Source organism: Corynebacterium sp. CNJ-954 (assembly GCF_001942345.1).
In the GTDB taxonomy this organism is placed as follows: domain Bacteria; phylum Actinomycetota; class Actinomycetes; order Mycobacteriales; family Mycobacteriaceae; genus Corynebacterium.
Map to the genome: position 1 here is coordinate 105623 of NZ_MKKI01000044.1, position 16630 is coordinate 122252.

General features: G+C 66.9%; 13 protein-coding genes and 1 pseudogene. 7 read left to right on the top strand and 7 right to left on the bottom strand.

What is annotated here, in order from left to right; genetic code table 11:
• Positions 1-9: 9 nt before the first annotated feature.
• A complete protein-coding gene (locus BJF89_RS15605) occupies positions 10-459 on the top strand; it encodes a metal-sulfur cluster assembly factor (protein WP_075815995.1) in 450 nt (149 codons plus the stop codon).
• Positions 460-558: 99 nt separating this feature from the next.
• Here the strand turns inward: BJF89_RS15605 and BJF89_RS15610 are convergent, their stop codons facing one another.
• The gene (locus BJF89_RS15610) at positions 559-1722 is read right to left on the bottom strand and encodes a lycopene cyclase family protein (protein ID WP_075815996.1); all 1164 of its coding nucleotides are present in this window, start codon (positions 1720-1722) and stop codon (positions 559-561) included.
• Between the two features lie 468 nt (positions 1723-2190).
• On the opposite strand from BJF89_RS15610, the gene BJF89_RS15615 reads away from it, so the two are divergent.
• Together BJF89_RS15615 and BJF89_RS15620 are read left to right on the top strand one after the other, a co-directional pair.
• On the top strand, positions 2191-3819 hold the full coding sequence (locus BJF89_RS15615; RefSeq protein ID WP_075815997.1) for an ABC-F family ATP-binding cassette domain-containing protein: 1629 nt from the start codon (positions 2191-2193) through the stop codon (positions 3817-3819).
• A 30-nt stretch (positions 3820-3849) separates the two neighbouring features.
• The gene (locus BJF89_RS15620) at positions 3850-5223 is read left to right on the top strand and encodes an alpha-hydroxy-acid oxidizing protein (RefSeq protein WP_075815998.1); all 1374 of its coding nucleotides are present in this window, start codon (positions 3850-3852) and stop codon (positions 5221-5223) included.
• On the opposite strand, the gene BJF89_RS15625 is transcribed toward BJF89_RS15620, so the two are convergent.
• The 5 genes and pseudogenes from BJF89_RS15625 to BJF89_RS15645 all read right to left on the bottom strand — a co-directional run bounded on the left by BJF89_RS15625 (position 5201) and on the right by BJF89_RS15645 (position 11192).
• Positions 5201-5977, bottom strand: coding sequence for a hypothetical protein (locus tag BJF89_RS15625; protein WP_075815999.1), 777 nt, complete (start codon positions 5975-5977; stop codon positions 5201-5203). The genes BJF89_RS15620 and BJF89_RS15625 overlap by 23 nt on opposite strands.
• A 13-nt stretch (positions 5978-5990) precedes the next feature.
• The gene (locus BJF89_RS15630; RefSeq protein WP_075816000.1) at positions 5991-7361 is read right to left on the bottom strand and encodes a PFL family protein; all 1371 of its coding nucleotides are present in this window, start codon (positions 7359-7361) and stop codon (positions 5991-5993) included.
• Between the two features lie 13 nt (positions 7362-7374).
• Positions 7375-7641: an ACT domain-containing protein gene (locus tag BJF89_RS15635; protein WP_075816001.1), complete on the bottom strand. Its 267-nt coding sequence runs from the start codon at positions 7639-7641 to the stop codon at positions 7375-7377.
• 100 nt (positions 7642-7741) lie between these two features.
• Positions 7742-8317: a TetR/AcrR family transcriptional regulator gene (locus tag BJF89_RS15640; protein ID WP_075816002.1), complete on the bottom strand. Its 576-nt coding sequence runs from the start codon at positions 8315-8317 to the stop codon at positions 7742-7744.
• 75 nt (positions 8318-8392) lie between these two features.
• Positions 8393-11192 (bottom strand): annotated as a pseudogene (locus BJF89_RS15645) (aconitate hydratase).
• Positions 11193-11525: 333 nt separating this feature from the next.
• On the opposite strand from BJF89_RS15645, the gene BJF89_RS15650 reads away from it, so the two are divergent.
• Together BJF89_RS15650 and BJF89_RS15655 are read left to right on the top strand one after the other, a co-directional pair.
• Positions 11526-12008 carry a DUF6676 family protein gene (locus tag BJF89_RS15650; RefSeq protein ID WP_075816003.1) on the top strand — a complete coding sequence of 161 codons (483 nt, stop codon included), beginning with the start codon at positions 11526-11528 and terminating at the stop codon, positions 12006-12008.
• A gap of 519 nt (positions 12009-12527) precedes the next feature.
• Entirely contained in the window at positions 12528-14393 is a 1866-nt protein-coding gene (locus BJF89_RS15655) for a DIP1281 family NlpC/P60 protein (protein WP_255372694.1), read from the top strand.
• Positions 14394-14419: 26 nt separating this feature from the next.
• Here the strand turns inward: BJF89_RS15655 and BJF89_RS19045 are convergent, their stop codons facing one another.
• The gene (locus BJF89_RS19045; RefSeq protein WP_187344725.1) at positions 14420-15283 is read right to left on the bottom strand and encodes a hypothetical protein; all 864 of its coding nucleotides are present in this window, start codon (positions 15281-15283) and stop codon (positions 14420-14422) included.
• A 25-nt stretch (positions 15284-15308) separates the two neighbouring features.
• Here BJF89_RS19045 and BJF89_RS15665 point away from each other — a divergent pair, with 25 nt between their 5' ends.
• Both BJF89_RS15665 and BJF89_RS15670 read left to right on the top strand, forming a co-directional pair.
• Positions 15309-16175, top strand: a complete 867-nt coding sequence (locus BJF89_RS15665; protein WP_187344726.1) for a DUF3097 domain-containing protein — start codon at positions 15309-15311, stop codon at positions 16173-16175.
• A gap of 17 nt (positions 16176-16192) precedes the next feature.
• A complete protein-coding gene (locus BJF89_RS15670) occupies positions 16193-16630 on the top strand; it encodes an NfeD family protein (RefSeq protein ID WP_075816005.1) in 438 nt (145 codons plus the stop codon).

Consider the following 16630-nt stretch of genomic DNA (forward strand, 5'->3'; position numbering starts at 1 on the left):
GGATCCACGATGAGTGACGACACCACCACCGACACGGCCACCGGCACCGCCGCCGAGCCGTCGTCCCCGCAGATGGACCCCAATCCACTGGACGCCGTCCCGGAGCCTCCGAAGGAGATCTCGCAGGAGGACGTGATGCTCTCCGACCAGATCGAGGAGGCGATGCTCGACGTCATCGACCCCGAGCTGGGAATCAACGTCGTGGACCTCGGCCTGGTGTACCAGGTCTGGGTGGAGCGCACCGACAAGGGCACCGAGGCGGTCATCAACATGACGTTGACCTCACCGGCGTGTCCGCTGACCGACATGCTCGAGGACCAGGCCACCACCGCCGTGGTGGACGGTATCGAAGAGGTCTCGGCGCTCCGGATCAACTGGGTCTGGTCCCCGCCGTGGGGCCCGCACATGATCAACGCCGACGGTCGGGAGCAGCTGCGGTACCTCGGCTTCAGCGTGTGACGGGGCACCGGCACCGGCCGCCCCGGCAATAGCCACCATGTGGGGGACGCGTACAGGCCTGTACGCGTCCCCCACATGGTGGCTTTTCTGGTTCCCGCGTCAGGACGAGCGCCGGGTGAGAAGCATGTCCCTCAGCATCCCGGGCAGCGGACGCAGGAACGGCAGCACCCGCCGCGGATACCGAGCCAGTGACAGCATCGTCACGGCGACCCGTCCGCCGTGCTGCCCGGCCAGGTAGGAAGACTGCAGTCGCGGCGGCAGGTCGAAGAAGGCGTCGAAGAAACGCTGTAGCGTACGCCCGTCGGAAACAGTGACCAGTTCAGCACCGAGCAGCCGGAGCCGGTGGGCCAGCGCCGCCGAGAGCCGCTCCCCCCGGGGGAGTCTGCCGTGGTCAAGGAGGTGCAGCATCCGGTCGACGGTGGCCGCTGATTCGGCGACGGAGTATCCGGTGGCCGGATGTGTCATCCCGCCCGCAGCCCCGAACACCGCGAGGCCGGCACGGACGCCCGTGTACCAGCCACGCACCCGGCGGTCGACAGGGAAGTGGACCGTCTCGGTGGCGATGACGGGCGACAGTTCCGCCGCTGCGCCGACAGCGGGCACACGGGCAGCGAGCCGTCGCTTCAGGAGGTCGATCATCGGCCGGGTCTGTTGTCTGGTCACCAGGATCGTCTCCTCGTACAACGTCCCGCCCTCGACGGGTTGCACGTACAGGAAACTGGGCGGTCCCGGCGGCTCCGCGGTGTCCTCGTCCGGGACGGCGGGACGCCAGTCCATGAAGACCGCGGGGACGTCGTGTTCACCAGACGATCCCAGGACAACGCCGTACGCGATCTGACGGATGTCCCCGGGACGGTCGACGACCCCCCGGCAGTCGACGACGACATCGACCTCCAACAGCCCCGGATCCGGGTCGTCGACCTTTCGGCGGTGCAGGTTCAGTCGCTTCCCGGCGGCGGACAACCGCTGCCGTGTGGCGTCCCGGTCAATCATGCCGTACGCCCGACCGGTCAATGTACGTCGACGGGGGGTGTGTACCTCGAGAGCCGGGGAGACGGCCGAGAACGCGAGTACGGTACGCGCCCACGGGGGAAGGTCGTCCAGGAAGACGCCGTAGGTGTTGGTCCACCGGGGGAGCAGGAGGTCGCCGGTGGAGGTCGCCTCGCACCGCGGGTCGTAGGCGTCCACCGTCCAACCGGTCGTCGCGGCCCGGTGGGCGAGCAGTGCTCCGGCCGGGCCGAGGCCGATGACGGCGATGTGCATGCTGGCGGGCTCCTGAATCGATCGTTCGGCAGTGGTCGACGGGGTACCAGGGTCGACGGAGCTGAAGCAGCGGCACCCCCACACCCGTGACTTTACTGTAGGCTTCCTTATTATCAGCAAAAGGTGGGCTCATAAGCATGGCTACGGGAGATCCTCGCCGTGTCTCGTCGCGTCCACGTGCATGACTTTACCCCCGAGTCTGATGTGCAGAGTAAGTATCGTTCACGAAACACTATCCAAATGAGCGTAAAAAGTTTATATTGATATCTGTCCAACAGGCCCCGGCCGGAAGGACCAGATGTCCGGAGGCTCGGGGGGCCCTGCTGTTCCGGAACTCAGCGGAAGTGGTGGGTGGGTCGCCCGCGAACCTCGACCAGAGGATCGACGCGGCTCTCTCCCTAGGGGGGAGAAGGAGAGCGCGGCGCCCACCTCCACGACTGCAGGGCCTCGGTGATACGATGGACCGTTGTGATTGTTACTCAGGACCTCGAGGTGCGGGTGGGGGCTCGCACCCTCCTCAACGCGCCCGGCCAGCAGCTCCGCGTCCAACCGGGGGACCGCATCGGCCTCGTCGGCCGTAACGGTGCCGGGAAGACGACCTCCATGCGCATCCTCGCCGGTGAGGGCGAGCCCTACGGCGGTACCGTGACCCGTGCCGGTGAGATCGGCTACCTCCCGCAGGACTCCAAGGAGGGCGATATCGAACAGACCGCCCGCGACCGCGTGCTCTCGGCCCGCGGACTGGACCAGCTGCGGTCCTCGATGGACCGCCAGCAGGAGCTCATGGAGTCCGGCACCGACTCCCAGCGCGACGCCGCCATCATCAAGTACAGCCGTCTCGAGGAGCGGTACGCCTCTCTCGGCGGTTATGAGGCCGACTCTGAGGCGGCCCGTATCTGTGACGGTCTCGGCCTGCCGCAGCGCATCCTCGACCAGCAGCTCAAGACGCTCTCAGGTGGTCAGCGTCGCCGCGTGGAGCTCGCCCAGATTCTCTTCGCCGCGACGTCCGGGTCAGGACGGTCGGCGACGACACTGCTGCTCGACGAGCCCACCAACCACCTCGACGCGGATTCGATCTCCTGGCTCCGTGACTTCCTGCAGCGCCACGAGGGTGGCCTGGTCATGATCTCCCACGACGTCGAGCTCCTCGAGGCCGTCGTCAACAAGGTCTGGTTCCTCGACGCCGTGCGCGGCGAGGCCGACGTCTACAACATGACCTGGAAGAAGTACCTGGACGCCCGCGCCACCGACGAGGCCCGTCGGCGTCGCGAAAAGGCCAATGCGGAGAAGAAGGCAGGGGCCCTGCGTCAGCAGGCGGCGAAACTCGGCGCGAAGGCCACGAAGGCGGCCGCTGCCAAGCAGATGATCGCCCGCGCGGACCGCATGATCGACGACCTCGACGAAGTCCGCCAGGACGACAAGTACGCCAACATCTCCTTCCCCGAACCTGCTCCGTGCGGGAAGACACCGATGAATGCCACGGGCCTGACGAAGATGTACGGCTCCCTGGAGGTCTTCGCCGGCGTCGACCTCGCCGTCGACCGTGGTTCGCGTGTGGTCGTCCTGGGCTTCAACGGAGCCGGCAAGACGACCCTGCTGAAACTCCTCGCCGGTGTGGAGCGGACGGACGGAGAAGGTGGCATCGTCAGCGGGTACGGACTCAAGGTGGGTTACTTCGCCCAGGAGCATGACACGATCGATCCGGACGCCAGCGTCTGGGACAATGCGATCCAGGCCTGCCCTGAGGCCGGCGAGCAGGACCTCCGTGGCCTCCTCGGTGCGTTCATGTTCTCCGGCGAGCAGCTCAACCAGCCGGCCGGGACGCTCTCGGGCGGTGAGAAGACGCGGCTCGCCCTGGCGACGCTGGTGAGTTCGCGGGCGAACGTCCTGCTCCTGGACGAGCCGACCAACAACCTCGACCCGCAGTCGCGCGAACAGGTCCTCAATGCTCTGCGCACCTACACCGGCGCCGTCATCCTGGTCACCCACGACCCGGGTGCGGTCAGGGCGCTGGAGCCCGAACGCGTGATCGTCCTGCCGGACGGCGACGAGGACCTGTGGTCGGACGCGTACATGGATATCGTGGAACTGGCCTGACCGGAGTTTTCCGGAGGATACTGTCGGGGGATGGAAACGAACCACACTCCCGATCCCACCCAGCCCAGCGCCGGCCGTGCCCGGCAGGACACCATCTACCGCTCCGGGGTGTCCGGCATCCGTCCGGCCGTCCCCACCGACGCCGTCGGCCTGGAACGTGCGGCCCGTCGGACGATGTCCCGGAAAGCGTGGGCCTACATCAACGGCAGCGCCGGGGAGGGGCGGACACACGACAGCAACCGGGCAGCCTTCGACAGTTACCGGATCGTTCCCCGTATGGCACACGGTGTCAAGGAAAGAAGCTTGTCGACGACGGTGTTAGGGCAGGAGCTGTCATCGCCGCTGCTGCTCGCCCCGGTCGGAGCCGGCGCACTCGTCCATCCGGACAGTGACCTCATGATCGCCCGCGCCGCGGGGCGCACTGACGTTCCGTACGTGGTGAGCAACCAGGGCAGCTCGGCACTGGAGGACATTGCCGCAGCATGCCAGGGCGCACGGACACCGGGAAAGTCAAGTGAAAATACTGGACACTGGTTCCAGCTGTACTGGTCGACGGATGAGCAGTTGGTCGACAACCTCATCGCCCGCGCAGAAGACAGCGGTGCAGGAGCGCTGGTAGTCACGCTCGACACCACCGTGCTGGGCTGGCGCCCGCAGGACCTCAACCTGGGGTCCCTGCCGTTCTCCCGGGGACAGGGCATCGCCCAGTACACCTCCGACAACCGGTTCCTGCGGATCGTCCGGCAGCGTCTCCGGGACAAGGTCTCCGGCGGCACCGGCGGGGTGCGCGTCACCCCGGCGGCGGTCGCGTCCCTGCTCTCCATCGCCCGCCACCATCCTGGCCCCACGTTCCGCAACCTCCTGTCCCCGGAGCCCCGGGCGTCCGTGGAGACGTTCCTGGACATCTACTCGAACCCGGGCCTGGACTGGGACCTGCTGGCGACGTTGAAGCAGCGTACATCGCTACCGGTCGTGTTCAAGGGGATCCTGCACCCCGATGACGCGGAGCGCGCCTTCGACGTCGGGGCGGACGCGATCATCGTGTCCAACCACGGGGGACGTCAGGTGGACGGTGCGGTGGCGTCGCTCGACGCCCTGGTCGAGGTCAGGGAACGCATCGGCGACGGACCGACCGTCCTGCTGGACTCCGGTGTCCGGACCGGGCGGGACGTCGCTGTCGCGCTGGCTCTCGGTGCGGACGCCGTCCTGCTGGGGAGGCCCCACATGTACGGACTCGCCGTGGCCGGCGAGCAGGGCGTCCGCGAGGTCGTGGAGAACGTCCTGGCCGACCTGGATCTGACCATGGCACTGGTCGGGGCGCCGGACATCGCCGGGCTCCGGGAGATGGAACTGCGCCGCTCAGTGCCGGCCCCGTCCCGGGTCACCGCACGCCGGCAGCTCTGAGGGCGGCACCGATCTGCGTCGACGACAGGTTCGTGGTGACGGTCGCGGAGGCTGCCATGGTCTCCGTCGGACCCGCCACATACCGCGCGACAGTCCACCCGTTGGTGTACTCCGGCTCGAACGCATCCACCGGATTCGGGGCGCTGACCAGGTCATGCGGCACGCCGTCACGGTTGGCCAGCGCCTGGAAGGGATCCGTGACCACGGTGAACGTCGGGCTTCCGTCGGTGGGGTGCACCTCCACCACGGCCCGGAACCAGTACCGGTTGTCCTGGTTGGCTCCCTGGCTGTTGGCCCGGCCGTGTGTCACGCGACGGTCGACCCAGACCGCACCGACCCGGGCAGGCGCGAAGCGGAGCCAACCGTTCTGCCATGCCGTCGCCAGCGCCACGAGTCTCCTCCTGCGACTCCGCGCGGACAGCACCGTGAACGCCAGTATCCCGGCCCCCAGCACGAGCAGGACGCTGCCCACACCCACGCCGGACACCGAGCCCGCACCGAGCAGGAGCAGGCCGACGAGAGCGACGGCGCAGGCGGACACGACCAGCACGAGTTGTGCGGTCGCCAGCCCGAAGAGCCGGGCACCGGCGACGGGCATCGTCCCGTTGCCGCGCAGCGCCTCCGTCACCGCGGCATCGTCCGGGGGCAGGGGACAGTGAGTACTGAATCGCCCCTCCTCGTATGCCGTCGAAATCAGGTCATTCGGGTCGGCGATGACGGTGGCGCTGCGGGCGTGGGTGAATATCCTGGGCACGTCCGTCGGCCCCTCAGTTACGGAATCCGTGGACCGGGGCGGGGATGTAGCCGCCGCGTGCGATGAACTCCGCGCTGCTGACGGTGCTGACCGGCATGACCGGCGCGTGGCCGAGCAGGCCGCCGAAGTCGACGTCGTCGCCGGGGACGGTGCCGACCGCGGGGACCACCCGCACGGCGGTGGTCTTGTGGTTCATCACGCCGATGGCCGCCTCGTCGGCGATCATGCCCGCGATGGAGGACGCCGGGGTGTCACCGGGGATCGCGATCATGTCCAGGCCGACCGAGCAGATCGCGGTCATCGCCTCGAGCTTCTCGATGGTCAGGTTCCCGGCCCGGACCGCCTCGATCATCCCGGCGTCCTCCGATACCGGGATGAAGGAGCCGGAGAGACCTCCGACGCGTGAGCAGGCCATCATGCCGCCCTTCTTCACCGCATCGTTGAGCAGGGCCAGGGCGGCGGTGGTGCCGTGTCCACCGACCTGTCCGAGCCCCATGTGCTCCAGAATGTGGGCGACCGAGTCGCCGATGTCGGCGGTCGGGGCGAGGGACAGGTCCACGATCCCGAACGGGACGCCGAGCCGGTCGGCGGCCATCGTGCCGACGAGCTGCCCGGTGCGTGTCACCTTGAACGCCGCCTTCTTGATCTCCTCGGCAATCTCGTTGAGGGAGGCCTCCGGTCCCAGTGCCGCGACGGCGCGGTCGACGACCCCGGGCCCCGAGACGCCGACACTGATCACGCAGTCGGGTTCCTCGATCCCGTGGAACGCCCCGGCCATGAACGGATTGTCCCCGACGGAGTTGGCGAAGACCACCAGTTTCGCGCAGGCGATGGAGCTGCGGTCCGAGGTCGCCTCGGCGCAGTCCTTGACGACCTGGCCCATCTCGCGCACGGCGTTCATGTTGATGCCCGCGCGGGAGGACGCGATGTTCACCGAGGAACAGACCACGTCGGTCTCACTGAGCGCCTCCGGAATCGACCGGATCAGACGCTTGTCCCCGGCGGAACCGCCCTTCTCGACGAGCGCGGAGTATCCGCCGATGAAGTTCACGCCGACCGCCACAGCCGCGCGGTCGAGGGCGCGGGCGATATCGACCGGGTCGCAACCCGGGACCGCCGAGGACACCAGCGCCACCGGGGTGACGGAGATGCGCTTGTTGACGATCGGGACTCCGAGTTCCTCCTCGATGCCGCTGCAGACGGGCACGAGGCGCTCGGCGCGGGAGGTCACCAGGTCGTAGACGGCCTCGCAGGTGGCTTCCGGGGTGGCACGGACCGCGGGCAGGAGGTTGATCCCCATGGTCACCGTGCGGATGTCCAGGCGGTAACGCTGGATCATCTCGATGGTCTCGAGGATCGAGGACGAAGGCAGGAATGCAGTCATTGGTCGGCGTACCTCAGATCTCGTGCATCGCGTCGAAGATCGCCTGCGACTGGACCGTGATGACCAGCTTCTCCCTCTGCTCCACCTCAGACATCCGTCCGTTGACGTCGGTGACCGACAGCGTGTCTGGAAGCTCGACGTGCAGGATCATCGTGAACCAGTCGTCCATGATGGTCTGGGAGACGTTACGGATGTTGATCTCCAGCTCAGCACATGCGGTCGACACGGCTGCGATGATTCCGGTGTGGTCCCGTCCGGTGACGGTCATGATCGCGATCATGGGACACCATGCTACTTGTCTGGTAAAGGACGGCACCCACCGGGCCGGTAGGGCTCTGATCGGTGGGTGCCGTGTGCCGAGCGGTGCGTGGGCGTGGTGGTCAGTCCCGGTTCTCCGAAGAACGCAGGGACTGTTCGACGATGTCGAGCGCCTCGGGGAGCAGGCCGCTCTCGCGGTCCGACACCAGGTGCGCCATGACCCCCTCCAGCACCAGTTCCAGCAACTGGAGCGTGGTGGCGGTGGAGATGTCGGTACGGAGCCTGCCGGACTCGCGTTGCTCCTCGAGTCGCTCGGTGACCGCCGTGCGCAGGGCATTCTGGTCCTGTTCCCAGGCATCCCGCAACTGGTCGTCAAGGCGGATCCTGCGGGTGATCTCCACCCTCAGGCCCCACCATTCGGCGAGTTCGGGATCCTCGAGGAGGTACCGGATCAGGCCGATCATGCCCCGGTTCCCGGCGAGGTCGGTCATGCGGACCATGTCGCGGTGGGCCACTTCCCGGAACAGGGTCTCCTTGTTCCGGAAGTGGTGGAAGATCGCCCCTCTCGACTTGCCGGTCTCCTTCTCCAGACGCGAGACCGTGGCACCGTCGTACCCGTAGGTGACGAAGCAGGTCCTGGCCGCGCGCAGGATGTCGGTGCGCCGCTCGGAAAGGTCGGTCTCACTGACCTTAGGCATGGACAGTGCCCCTTTCCGGTACACGTCCGCCCGCCTCACGGAAGCCGCGGGGCGGGCGGGTGATGAACACGGGTCTTACTTGTTGTTCATCATGTTGCGCAGGACGTACTGCAGGATGCCGCCGTTGCGGTAGTAGTCGGCCTCACCGGGGGTGTCGATGCGGGTGACCGCGTCGAACTCGATGACGGTGCCGTCTCCCTTGGTCGCGGTGACGTGGACGGTGTCCGGGGTGGATCCCTCGTTCAGCGCCTCGATACCGGCCAGGTCGAAGGTCTCCGTGCCATCCAGGCCCAGGGACTTCCAGGACTCACCCTCGGGGAACTGCAGCGGGATGACGCCCATGCCGACGAGGTTCGAACGGTGGATGCGCTCGAAGCTCTCGGCGATGACGGCCTTGACGCCGAGCAGCAGCGTGCCCTTGGCGGCCCAGTCGCGGGAGGAACCGGTGCCGTACTCCTTACCACCGAGCACGACCAGGGGAGTGCCCTGCTCGCGGTAGTTGACGGAGGCGTCGTAGATGAAGGACTGCGGTCCACCCTCCTGGGTGAAGTCGCGGGTGTAGCCGCCGGTCACGCCGTCGAGAAGCTGGTTCTGCAGGCGGATGTTGGCGAAGGTACCGCGGACCATGACCTCGTGGTTACCACGACGGCGCCCAGGGAGTTGTAGTCCTTGCGCTCGACGCCCTTGGAGTCGAGGTACTGGGCGGCGGGAGTGCCCGGCTTGATCGACGATGCGGGGGAGATGTGGTCGGTGGTGACCGAGTCTCCCAGCAGTGCCAGGACGCGGGCACCCTCGACGTCGGACACCGGGCCCGGGGTGGGCTCCATGCCGTCGAAGTAGGGGGCCTTGCGGATGTAGGACGAGTTGTCGTCCCAGGCGAAGGTCTTGCCTTCCGGCACGGGCAGGGACTGCCAGCGCTCGTCGCCCTTGAAGACGTCGGCGTAGTCCTCGGAGTAGAGCTCCTTGGTGATGGAGGACTTGATGACCGACTCGATCTCCTCGGTGGACGGCCAGATGTCCTTGAGGAAGACGTCGTTGCCGTCCTTGTCCTGGCCGAGCGGCTGGGTCTCGAAGTCGAAGTCCATGGTGCCGGCGATGGCGTAGGCGATCACGAGGATCGGGGACGCCAGGTAGTTCATCTTGATGTCGGGGGAGATGCGTCCCTCGAAGTTACGGTTACCGGACAGCACGGCGGTAGCGGCCAGGTCGGCCTCGTTGATGCCCTCGGAGATCGGCTCGGGGAGCGGGCCGGAGTTACCGATGCAGGTGGTGCAGCCGTAGCCGACGAGGTAGAACCCCATGGCCTCGAGGTCCTTCCACAGGTCGGCCTTCTCGAAGTAACCGGTGACGACCTGGGAGCCGGGCGCGATGGAGGTCTTGACCCACGGTGCGGACTGCAGGCCGAGCTCGGCGGCCTTGCGGGCCAGCAGGCCGGCGCCGACCATGACGGAGGGGTTCGAGGTGTTGGTGCAGGACGTGATGGAGGCGATGCCCACCATGCCGTGGTCGAGGACCATGTCCTTGCCGTTGTAGTTGACCTCGATCGGGTTGGACGGACGACCCTGGTTGCCGGCGGCCGCGGACGGGAGGTTGCCCTTGGCGTCGGCGGCGGTGGTGGGGGTGCCGGTGTGTCCACCGACATTGCCGCCCTCGGCGACGAAGTCCTGCGCGTCCGGGTTGCCGGAGTTGCTGTCGGCGTAGTTGTGCAGGTCCTTGCGGAACTGTGCCTTGGAGTCGGAGAGCTCGATGCGGTCCTGGGGGCGCTTCGGGCCGGCGATGGAGGGCACGACGGTGGAGAGGTCGAGCTCGAGGTACTCGGAGTACACGGCGTCGTTCTCCGGGTCGAGCCACATGCCCTGTTCCTTGGCGTAGGCCTCGACGCGGTCCAGGGTCTCCTGGTCGCGACCGGTCAGTGCCAGGTAGTCGACGGTTTCCTTGTCGATGGGGAACATCGCGGCGGTGGAACCGAACTCCGGGGACATGTTGCCGATGGTGGCGCGGTTGGCCAGGGGCAGCTCTGCGACACCCTTGCCGTAGAACTCGACGAACTTCCCGACCACGCCGTGCTGGCGCAGCATGTCGGTGATGGTCAGCACCACGTCGGTGGCGGTGACGCCCACGGGGATCTCACCGGAGAGCTTGAAACCGACGACGCGCGGGATGAGCATGGAGATCGGCTGGCCGAGCATCGCGGCCTCGGCCTCGATGCCGCCGACGCCCCAGCCAGGATGCCCAGGCCGTTCTCCATCGTGGTGTGGGAGTCGGTGCCGACGCAGGTGTCGGGGTAGGCCATGCCGTCCTTGTCGAAGATCGACCGTGCCAGGTACTCGATGTTGACCTGGTGGACGATGCCGGTTCCGGGCGGGACGACGCGGAAGTTGTCGAAGGCACCGGTGGCCCACCGCAGGAGCTTGTAGCGCTCCTCGTTGCGCTGGTACTCGATCTCCACGTTGCGCTCGAGGGCGTTCTCGTCACCGAACGCCTCGATGATGACGGAGTGGTCGATGACCATCTCGGCCGGGTTCAACGGGTTGACCTCGTCTGCGTCACCGCCGAGGGCGACGACCGCGTCACGGATCGTCGCCAGGTCGACCACGCAGGCCACACCGGTGAAGTCCTGCATGACGACACGGGCGGGGGTGAACTGGATCTCGATGCTGGGGTCCGCGGACGGATCCCAGTTGGCGATGGCCTCGATGTGCTCGCGGGTGACGTTCGCACCGTCCTCGTTACGGAGGAGGTTCTCACCGAGGACCTTCAGCGAGTAGGGAAGCTTCTCCATGCCCGGGACCGCGCTGAGACGGTACATCTTGTAGGACCGGTCACCGACCTCGAGAGTCCCCTCTGCTCCAAAGGAATTCTTGCTTTCAGTCACGACAGTGCTCCTGAATCTCTTCTCGTTATCGTCGTCAGTTGTGTGACGTTCGTCTGACGTCATCCCGCCGCGTGGACCTCCGGACCTCGTCTGGACCTTGTCCCGGCACCGGGAAGAGTGGCGCCGACGCGGACTGCCACCATTGTGTCAGCAGTCGTCGCGGATTCCGTCAGAACCACTATAACAGTACGACCGTAATGCTTCATAACTGCAGGACGGAGTGATTCCGGCTCTCGCACGCCCGCGTGTCGGCACCCCCGAACGTCCCGTCCGGATGCTAAAAATCTATACAGCCAGATAACAACTCCCGCCCCGCCAGGAAATGAGTCAACCGTGGATTTCGAGAATGTCGACCTTCAGGCGGTGCTCGACGACATCGCCGAGTCCGGGTTCTCGGACTCACAGGCAGGCGATGACCTCACCCCGTCAGAGATCTCCGGATATCGCGAGCTGGCACACCAGGGGATAGATGTCGTGATCCTCGACAGCACCTCCGCAGAGGGGACGGGGCTGCGGAATCTCGCGCAGACCGTCAAGGACTCCACCCGTTCCGACGACTCCGACGGGGCACAGACCGTCGTGGTGCGGGCCCCACACAACACCCAGGTCGTCAGCGACGACATGTCCCGTTTCCAGATCGAGTCCAACCAGGGGATGCTCCATGGCTCGACGGCCCCGCAGGACGTCGCGGACTTCCTCGCCGATGCTGATGCATCCGAGCCGGACTTCACCGCCATTGTCGTGGCCGTCATCGTCGGCATCCTCCTCACCGTGGCAGTGTCCGCCGCGTTCGCGGCCCTGAGCTACCGCCGCTGACCACGCGGCACGGACCGTTTCCACACCAGTCCCGACCGACCCCAGGACCGGGGACAGCGAACGATGTTGCTCCCTAGGTCAAGGTCGGTGACTTGTCGATGCTCAAGTCAAGGTTCAGACTTTGAGTATGATGCGCCGCATTGTCGCAATCAGACACGCCGATGGCACCATCAATGTGACAAAGATCACAATATGGTTGTATGTGATCTCCCCTGCAGGTCAAGGCACACAGCGTGACAAGTGTTCCTCGTGATTCTTATGTGATTAGTGAGGTTCGGGTTTCGCATGTGTCTTGAGTGTCTTACGGTTCAGTTGTCGTCAATTGGTAACGATCCGATATCGGAACGAGACCTGTTCGTGACAATTCCGGCGGTGAACAACCGGCCCTCCGGAACCTGGGTATCGGGCCCTGGACCACCTCGCGGGGAAGCGCGGTGGACAGGTGGCCGTACCGGGATATGTCAAGGACGACGGCTTGACCTAGTTGACCCGGTACGCCACCCCAAGGAGAGACTCACCGTGGCACTTCGACTGAACGCCCGCGGCACAGCCCGCAGGTCGACCGTCCGGTCCACTCGGGCACTGCTGTCTTTCGCGGTGGCCGCAGGACTCACCGTCCCCGCGGCGACCGCCGTCGCGGCCCCCTCCGACAACTCCTCGAGCTCGTCAGACCAGACCGCCGAGGCCTACCTCGCTGACCTGGTCGGTGCCGTGTCCACGACAGAGGGTGAAGTCTCCTCCCTGGAGCTGGAACTCGGCGGCCTCCGCGAATCCGTGAACAAGGCCCGTGTCGATGTCGACCGGAGCCAGCGCGCAGCCCAGGAGGCCCAGAACAACGTCACTGAGGCCCGTGGACGCCTCGATGACTCGGACTCTGACGTCCAGGACGCGCAGTCGACCCTCGACGACATCGCTCGCTCCGCCTACACCCAGGGCGGAGACGCGGCCCCCGTCGTCCTCGCCTCCGGATCGGACGCGACGGCCGACAACATCGACCGCGCAACCTACATGCGACTGGCCGCAGAGAAGCAGCAGGCGGACATCGACCGCCTCGACCTCGCGCGGACTCAGGCAGCCAACGAGGAATCGTCGCTCCGTGTGTCCCGTGACGACGCCGACGGTCTCGTCCAGGACGCGCTGAAGGCGCACAGTGCGGCCGAGCAGGCGTTCACTGACGCACAGTCGTCGATCGCGGAGAAGTCCAAGGAGCTGACCCGGGTCAAGAACTCGCTCTCCGAAGCGAAGGACCGGCTGGCGGCGGCGAAGAAGGCGGTGGACAAGGTATCCGCGAACGCCGCAGCCAGTTCCTTCGACAAGCGTAGGGCCGCCGAGGCCGCCGCCGACCGCGTCGAAGCGAGCGACGACACTGACGACACTGACGACTCCGCAGACACCGGGTCTGCCGGGACCACCGGCGCCTCAGGTACCTCCGGCGCAGTCGGTATGAAGGACGAGGTCGTCGGACCCGAGACCCCCGACCCCTCCTCCGGCTCCGGCGACGGCTCCGCTGTCCCTGACGATGATCAGACGGTTCCCGAGGACCCGGATGAGGCCACCGACGGCAGCGTCGGAAGTGACGGGGCCGAGGTGGATCCTGAGGGTGAGGGAGTCCCCGACGTCGAGGGCGATCCCGCCGAGGATCCTGCCGCAGGCTCGGCGGAGGTCCCCGGGGTCGACGCGATCCCCGGGAGTTTCGAGGGCAGCTCCGAAGGCGATGAACTCCGACAGGCGGCGATCGACGGTCTCGTCAACGCCGCCGGCCAGGCGGCGTTCGCGGGAATCAACTCCCACCTCGAAGGCAACCCCGACGGAGCGTTCGAGGCCGCGGCTACCGCAGGACGGGACGCGGCGGCAGAAGCGTACGCGAATCTCCCGCAGGGGCAGGAGGGTGTCGATCCCGGCCTGCCGCCGTCGAACCCCGGTGGGGAACAGCCCGCCGAACCCGATGCCTCCGGTACGCGCGAGGAACAGATCGAACGGGTCATTGACCGTGGCATGGGCCAGCTCGGCGTGACGTACGCCTGGGGTGGAGGTAACCAGGACGGTCCCACCCTCGGGGTGCGGGACGGTGGGGTCGCCGACTCCCACGGCGACTACTCGAAGGTCGGCTTCGACTGCTCCGGCCTCATGGTCTACTCGTTCGCCGCGGTCGGGATCCAGCTCGAGAAGTACTCCGGCTACCAGTACACCTCCGGCACACAGGTTCCCGTCGGCGACGCCCAACGCGGCGACATGCTCTTCTGGGGAGCGGGCGGAAGCTCACACGTGGCGCTCTACCTCGGCGACGGGACGATGCTCGAGGCACCCCAGTCCGGCGACGTCGTCAAGGTTTCGCCGGTCAGGTGGGACGGTATCGAACCCATGGCAGTGCGCATGATCGAGTAGCCGGTACCGACGTACCGACTGCAGCGTCACCGCAGGAGTTCACGCATCGCGTGATCGACTGCGGTGATTCTCGCGGTGCGTACCGCGCCCGCCAGGGGGAGCAGATGGGGGTCGAGCGTCGCACCCTGATCCGTCGAGCGGGTGACCTCGATGACCGAGGCGACGACATCCGCCCGGGCCATGAGCTTCTCGGCGCGCGGGGACACCCCGGCGGGCAGACCGGGAAGTCCGAAGAAGTCCGTCAGTGCACCGACGGCGAGACGGGGGGAGCGGTGCCGGATCCGCGTGTTCCCCGACTGCTCGACCAGGGTCGCCGCAGCGTCGGTGGCCTCCCTGAGCTTCGCGTCGGCCTCACCGGGACCGTAGAACTCACCGGCCGGGACGCGTCCGACACAGCGGTACCAGACCCACTGCACCAGGGACGTGTCCACGACCTCCGGCACCACGACGTGGGTGACCAGGGGATCTGCGTCCGCCACAGCTATTCCCGCTCCTGCCCGTGAGACAGCGGTCGCCCCACGTGACCCTGCGGGGAGTGCCGGTGGGTCACCGGGTCCGGCGAGGACGAGGCTGACCAGTGGGCGGGAGGAGATCTCGACGGGCAGATCCCTGGTCACCTCGCGCACCGCGTGGAGCAGGTCGACGAGCCCCGTCGGCCGGTCGCTGAACCGGCCGTCGAAGGGGTCGTCACCCCCGGGATCGACGAGCAGGGCATGGGCCGGCCCCTGGACGTCCTGGAATGCGTCGATGACGTCATCGGCGGACACCACTCCGTGGAGCCACCATCCCAGCCATACGGTGGTGTTCTGCACCGGGGACCACAGTTGTTCACGCAACGGGGTGCCCCTCATCATGCCGGTGGTGTCACCGGCGGGGTTACTGGACGACATTGCACCTAGCCTAGAGTCGGTGTCCATGAGCTTCAACGACAGGTACGGCCGTGACATTCTCGGAGGGTCCGCATCCTCCCGAACCTCTGTCTCCTCCGGGCACGCCCGGCGCCCGGACCTACCTGAGGTACCGGCAGCGCCCGGCACCGTCGTGGAGGTCGCGGACGGTGGCTGGGTCGGTGCGGTGGTCGGCTTCGAGAAGACCTATGACGGGCAGTTCGTGCGTCTGGAGGACCGGCACGGGCGCGACCGGCTGTTCAAGATGCGCCCGGGCGGATTCCTCATCGACGGACGGCCGGTGACTTTGACCCGCCATGTGGCGACGTCGGAGACCCCGCAGGACCCGCAGCGGTCGAACTCCGGTTCCCGACGGGTCAAGGACGTCCGTGCCAAGGTCGCCGCACCGTCCAGGATCTGGGTCGAAGGCCTGCACGACGCCGCCATCGTCGAGCAGGTCTGGGGGCATGACCTACGTGTCGAAGGAGTCGTGGTGGAGTTCATCGAAGGTCTCGACAACCTCCCGGCCATGCTCGAGGACTTCCGTCCCGGTCCCGGACGCCGGGTCGGGGTCCTCGCCGACCACCTGGTGGAGGGCTCGAAGGAGTCCCGCCTCACCCGGGGACTCGGGCCGGACGTCATGGTGACCGGGCACCCGTACATCGACATCTGGGAGGCCGTGAAACCCGAGACGGTCGGTATCCGGGCCTGGCCGACGGTTCCCTACGGTGAGGACTGGAAGACCGGGGTGTGCCGACGCCTGGGATGGGGCACCCCCACGGACGGCTGGCGACACGTCTATTCGAAGGTGAAGACATTCCGCGACCTGGATGCCACCCTGATCGGTGCGGTGGAACGCCTGGTTGACTTCGTCACGGAGCCTAACCTCCCGTGAACTGATATTCTGCGGCCATGGGCCCGATTATCTGGTTGATTGCAGCGGCCGTCCTCGCGGTCGGCGAGTTCCTCATCATGGACTTCACGCTGCTGATGCTCGCGGTCGCCGCCCTCACCACCGCCGGTGTCTCGGCCATCGGTATACCGGTATGGGCCGAGGTCGGGGTGTTCGGCGTCACCTCCGCCGCATCCCTGCTGCTGTTGCGGCCGGTGTTGCGCCGCCGCTACATCGCCCAGGGGGAGGCCCGCGAGTTCACCTCCAAGGAGCTCGAAGGGCAGTCCGCTGAGGTGCTCAGCGTCGTTACCTCCGACAGTTCCGCCGGACAGGTGAGTATCGCCGGCGACATCTGGTCAGCCCGGGCGGCACACCCCGGAACATCATTCGCTGAAGGGGACCGTGTGCAGGTCGTCTCCATCGAAGGCACCACGGCTGTGGTGTGGAAGGGAGTGTGA

Coding starts and splice junctions, on each gene's coding strand:
- BJF89_RS15605 (WP_075815995.1), top strand. CDS start 10: ATGAGTGACGACACCACCACCGACACGGCCACCGGCACCGCCGCCGAG.
- BJF89_RS15610 (WP_075815996.1), bottom strand. CDS start 1,722: ATGCACATCGCCGTCATCGGCCTCGGCCCGGCCGGAGCACTGCTCGCC.
- BJF89_RS15620 (WP_075815998.1), top strand. CDS start 3,850: ATGGAAACGAACCACACTCCCGATCCCACCCAGCCCAGCGCCGGCCGT.
- BJF89_RS15630 (WP_075816000.1), bottom strand. CDS start 7,361: ATGACTGCATTCCTGCCTTCGTCCTCGATCCTCGAGACCATCGAGATG.
- BJF89_RS15635 (WP_075816001.1), bottom strand. CDS start 7,641: ATGATCGCGATCATGACCGTCACCGGACGGGACCACACCGGAATCATC.
- BJF89_RS15640 (WP_075816002.1), bottom strand. CDS start 8,317: ATGCCTAAGGTCAGTGAGACCGACCTTTCCGAGCGGCGCACCGACATC.
- BJF89_RS19045 (WP_187344725.1), bottom strand. CDS start 15,283: ATGTCGTCCAGTAACCCCGCCGGTGACACCACCGGCATGATGAGGGGC.
- BJF89_RS15665 (WP_187344726.1), top strand. CDS start 15,309: ATGAGCTTCAACGACAGGTACGGCCGTGACATTCTCGGAGGGTCCGCA.
- BJF89_RS15670 (WP_075816005.1), top strand. CDS start 16,193: ATGGGCCCGATTATCTGGTTGATTGCAGCGGCCGTCCTCGCGGTCGGC.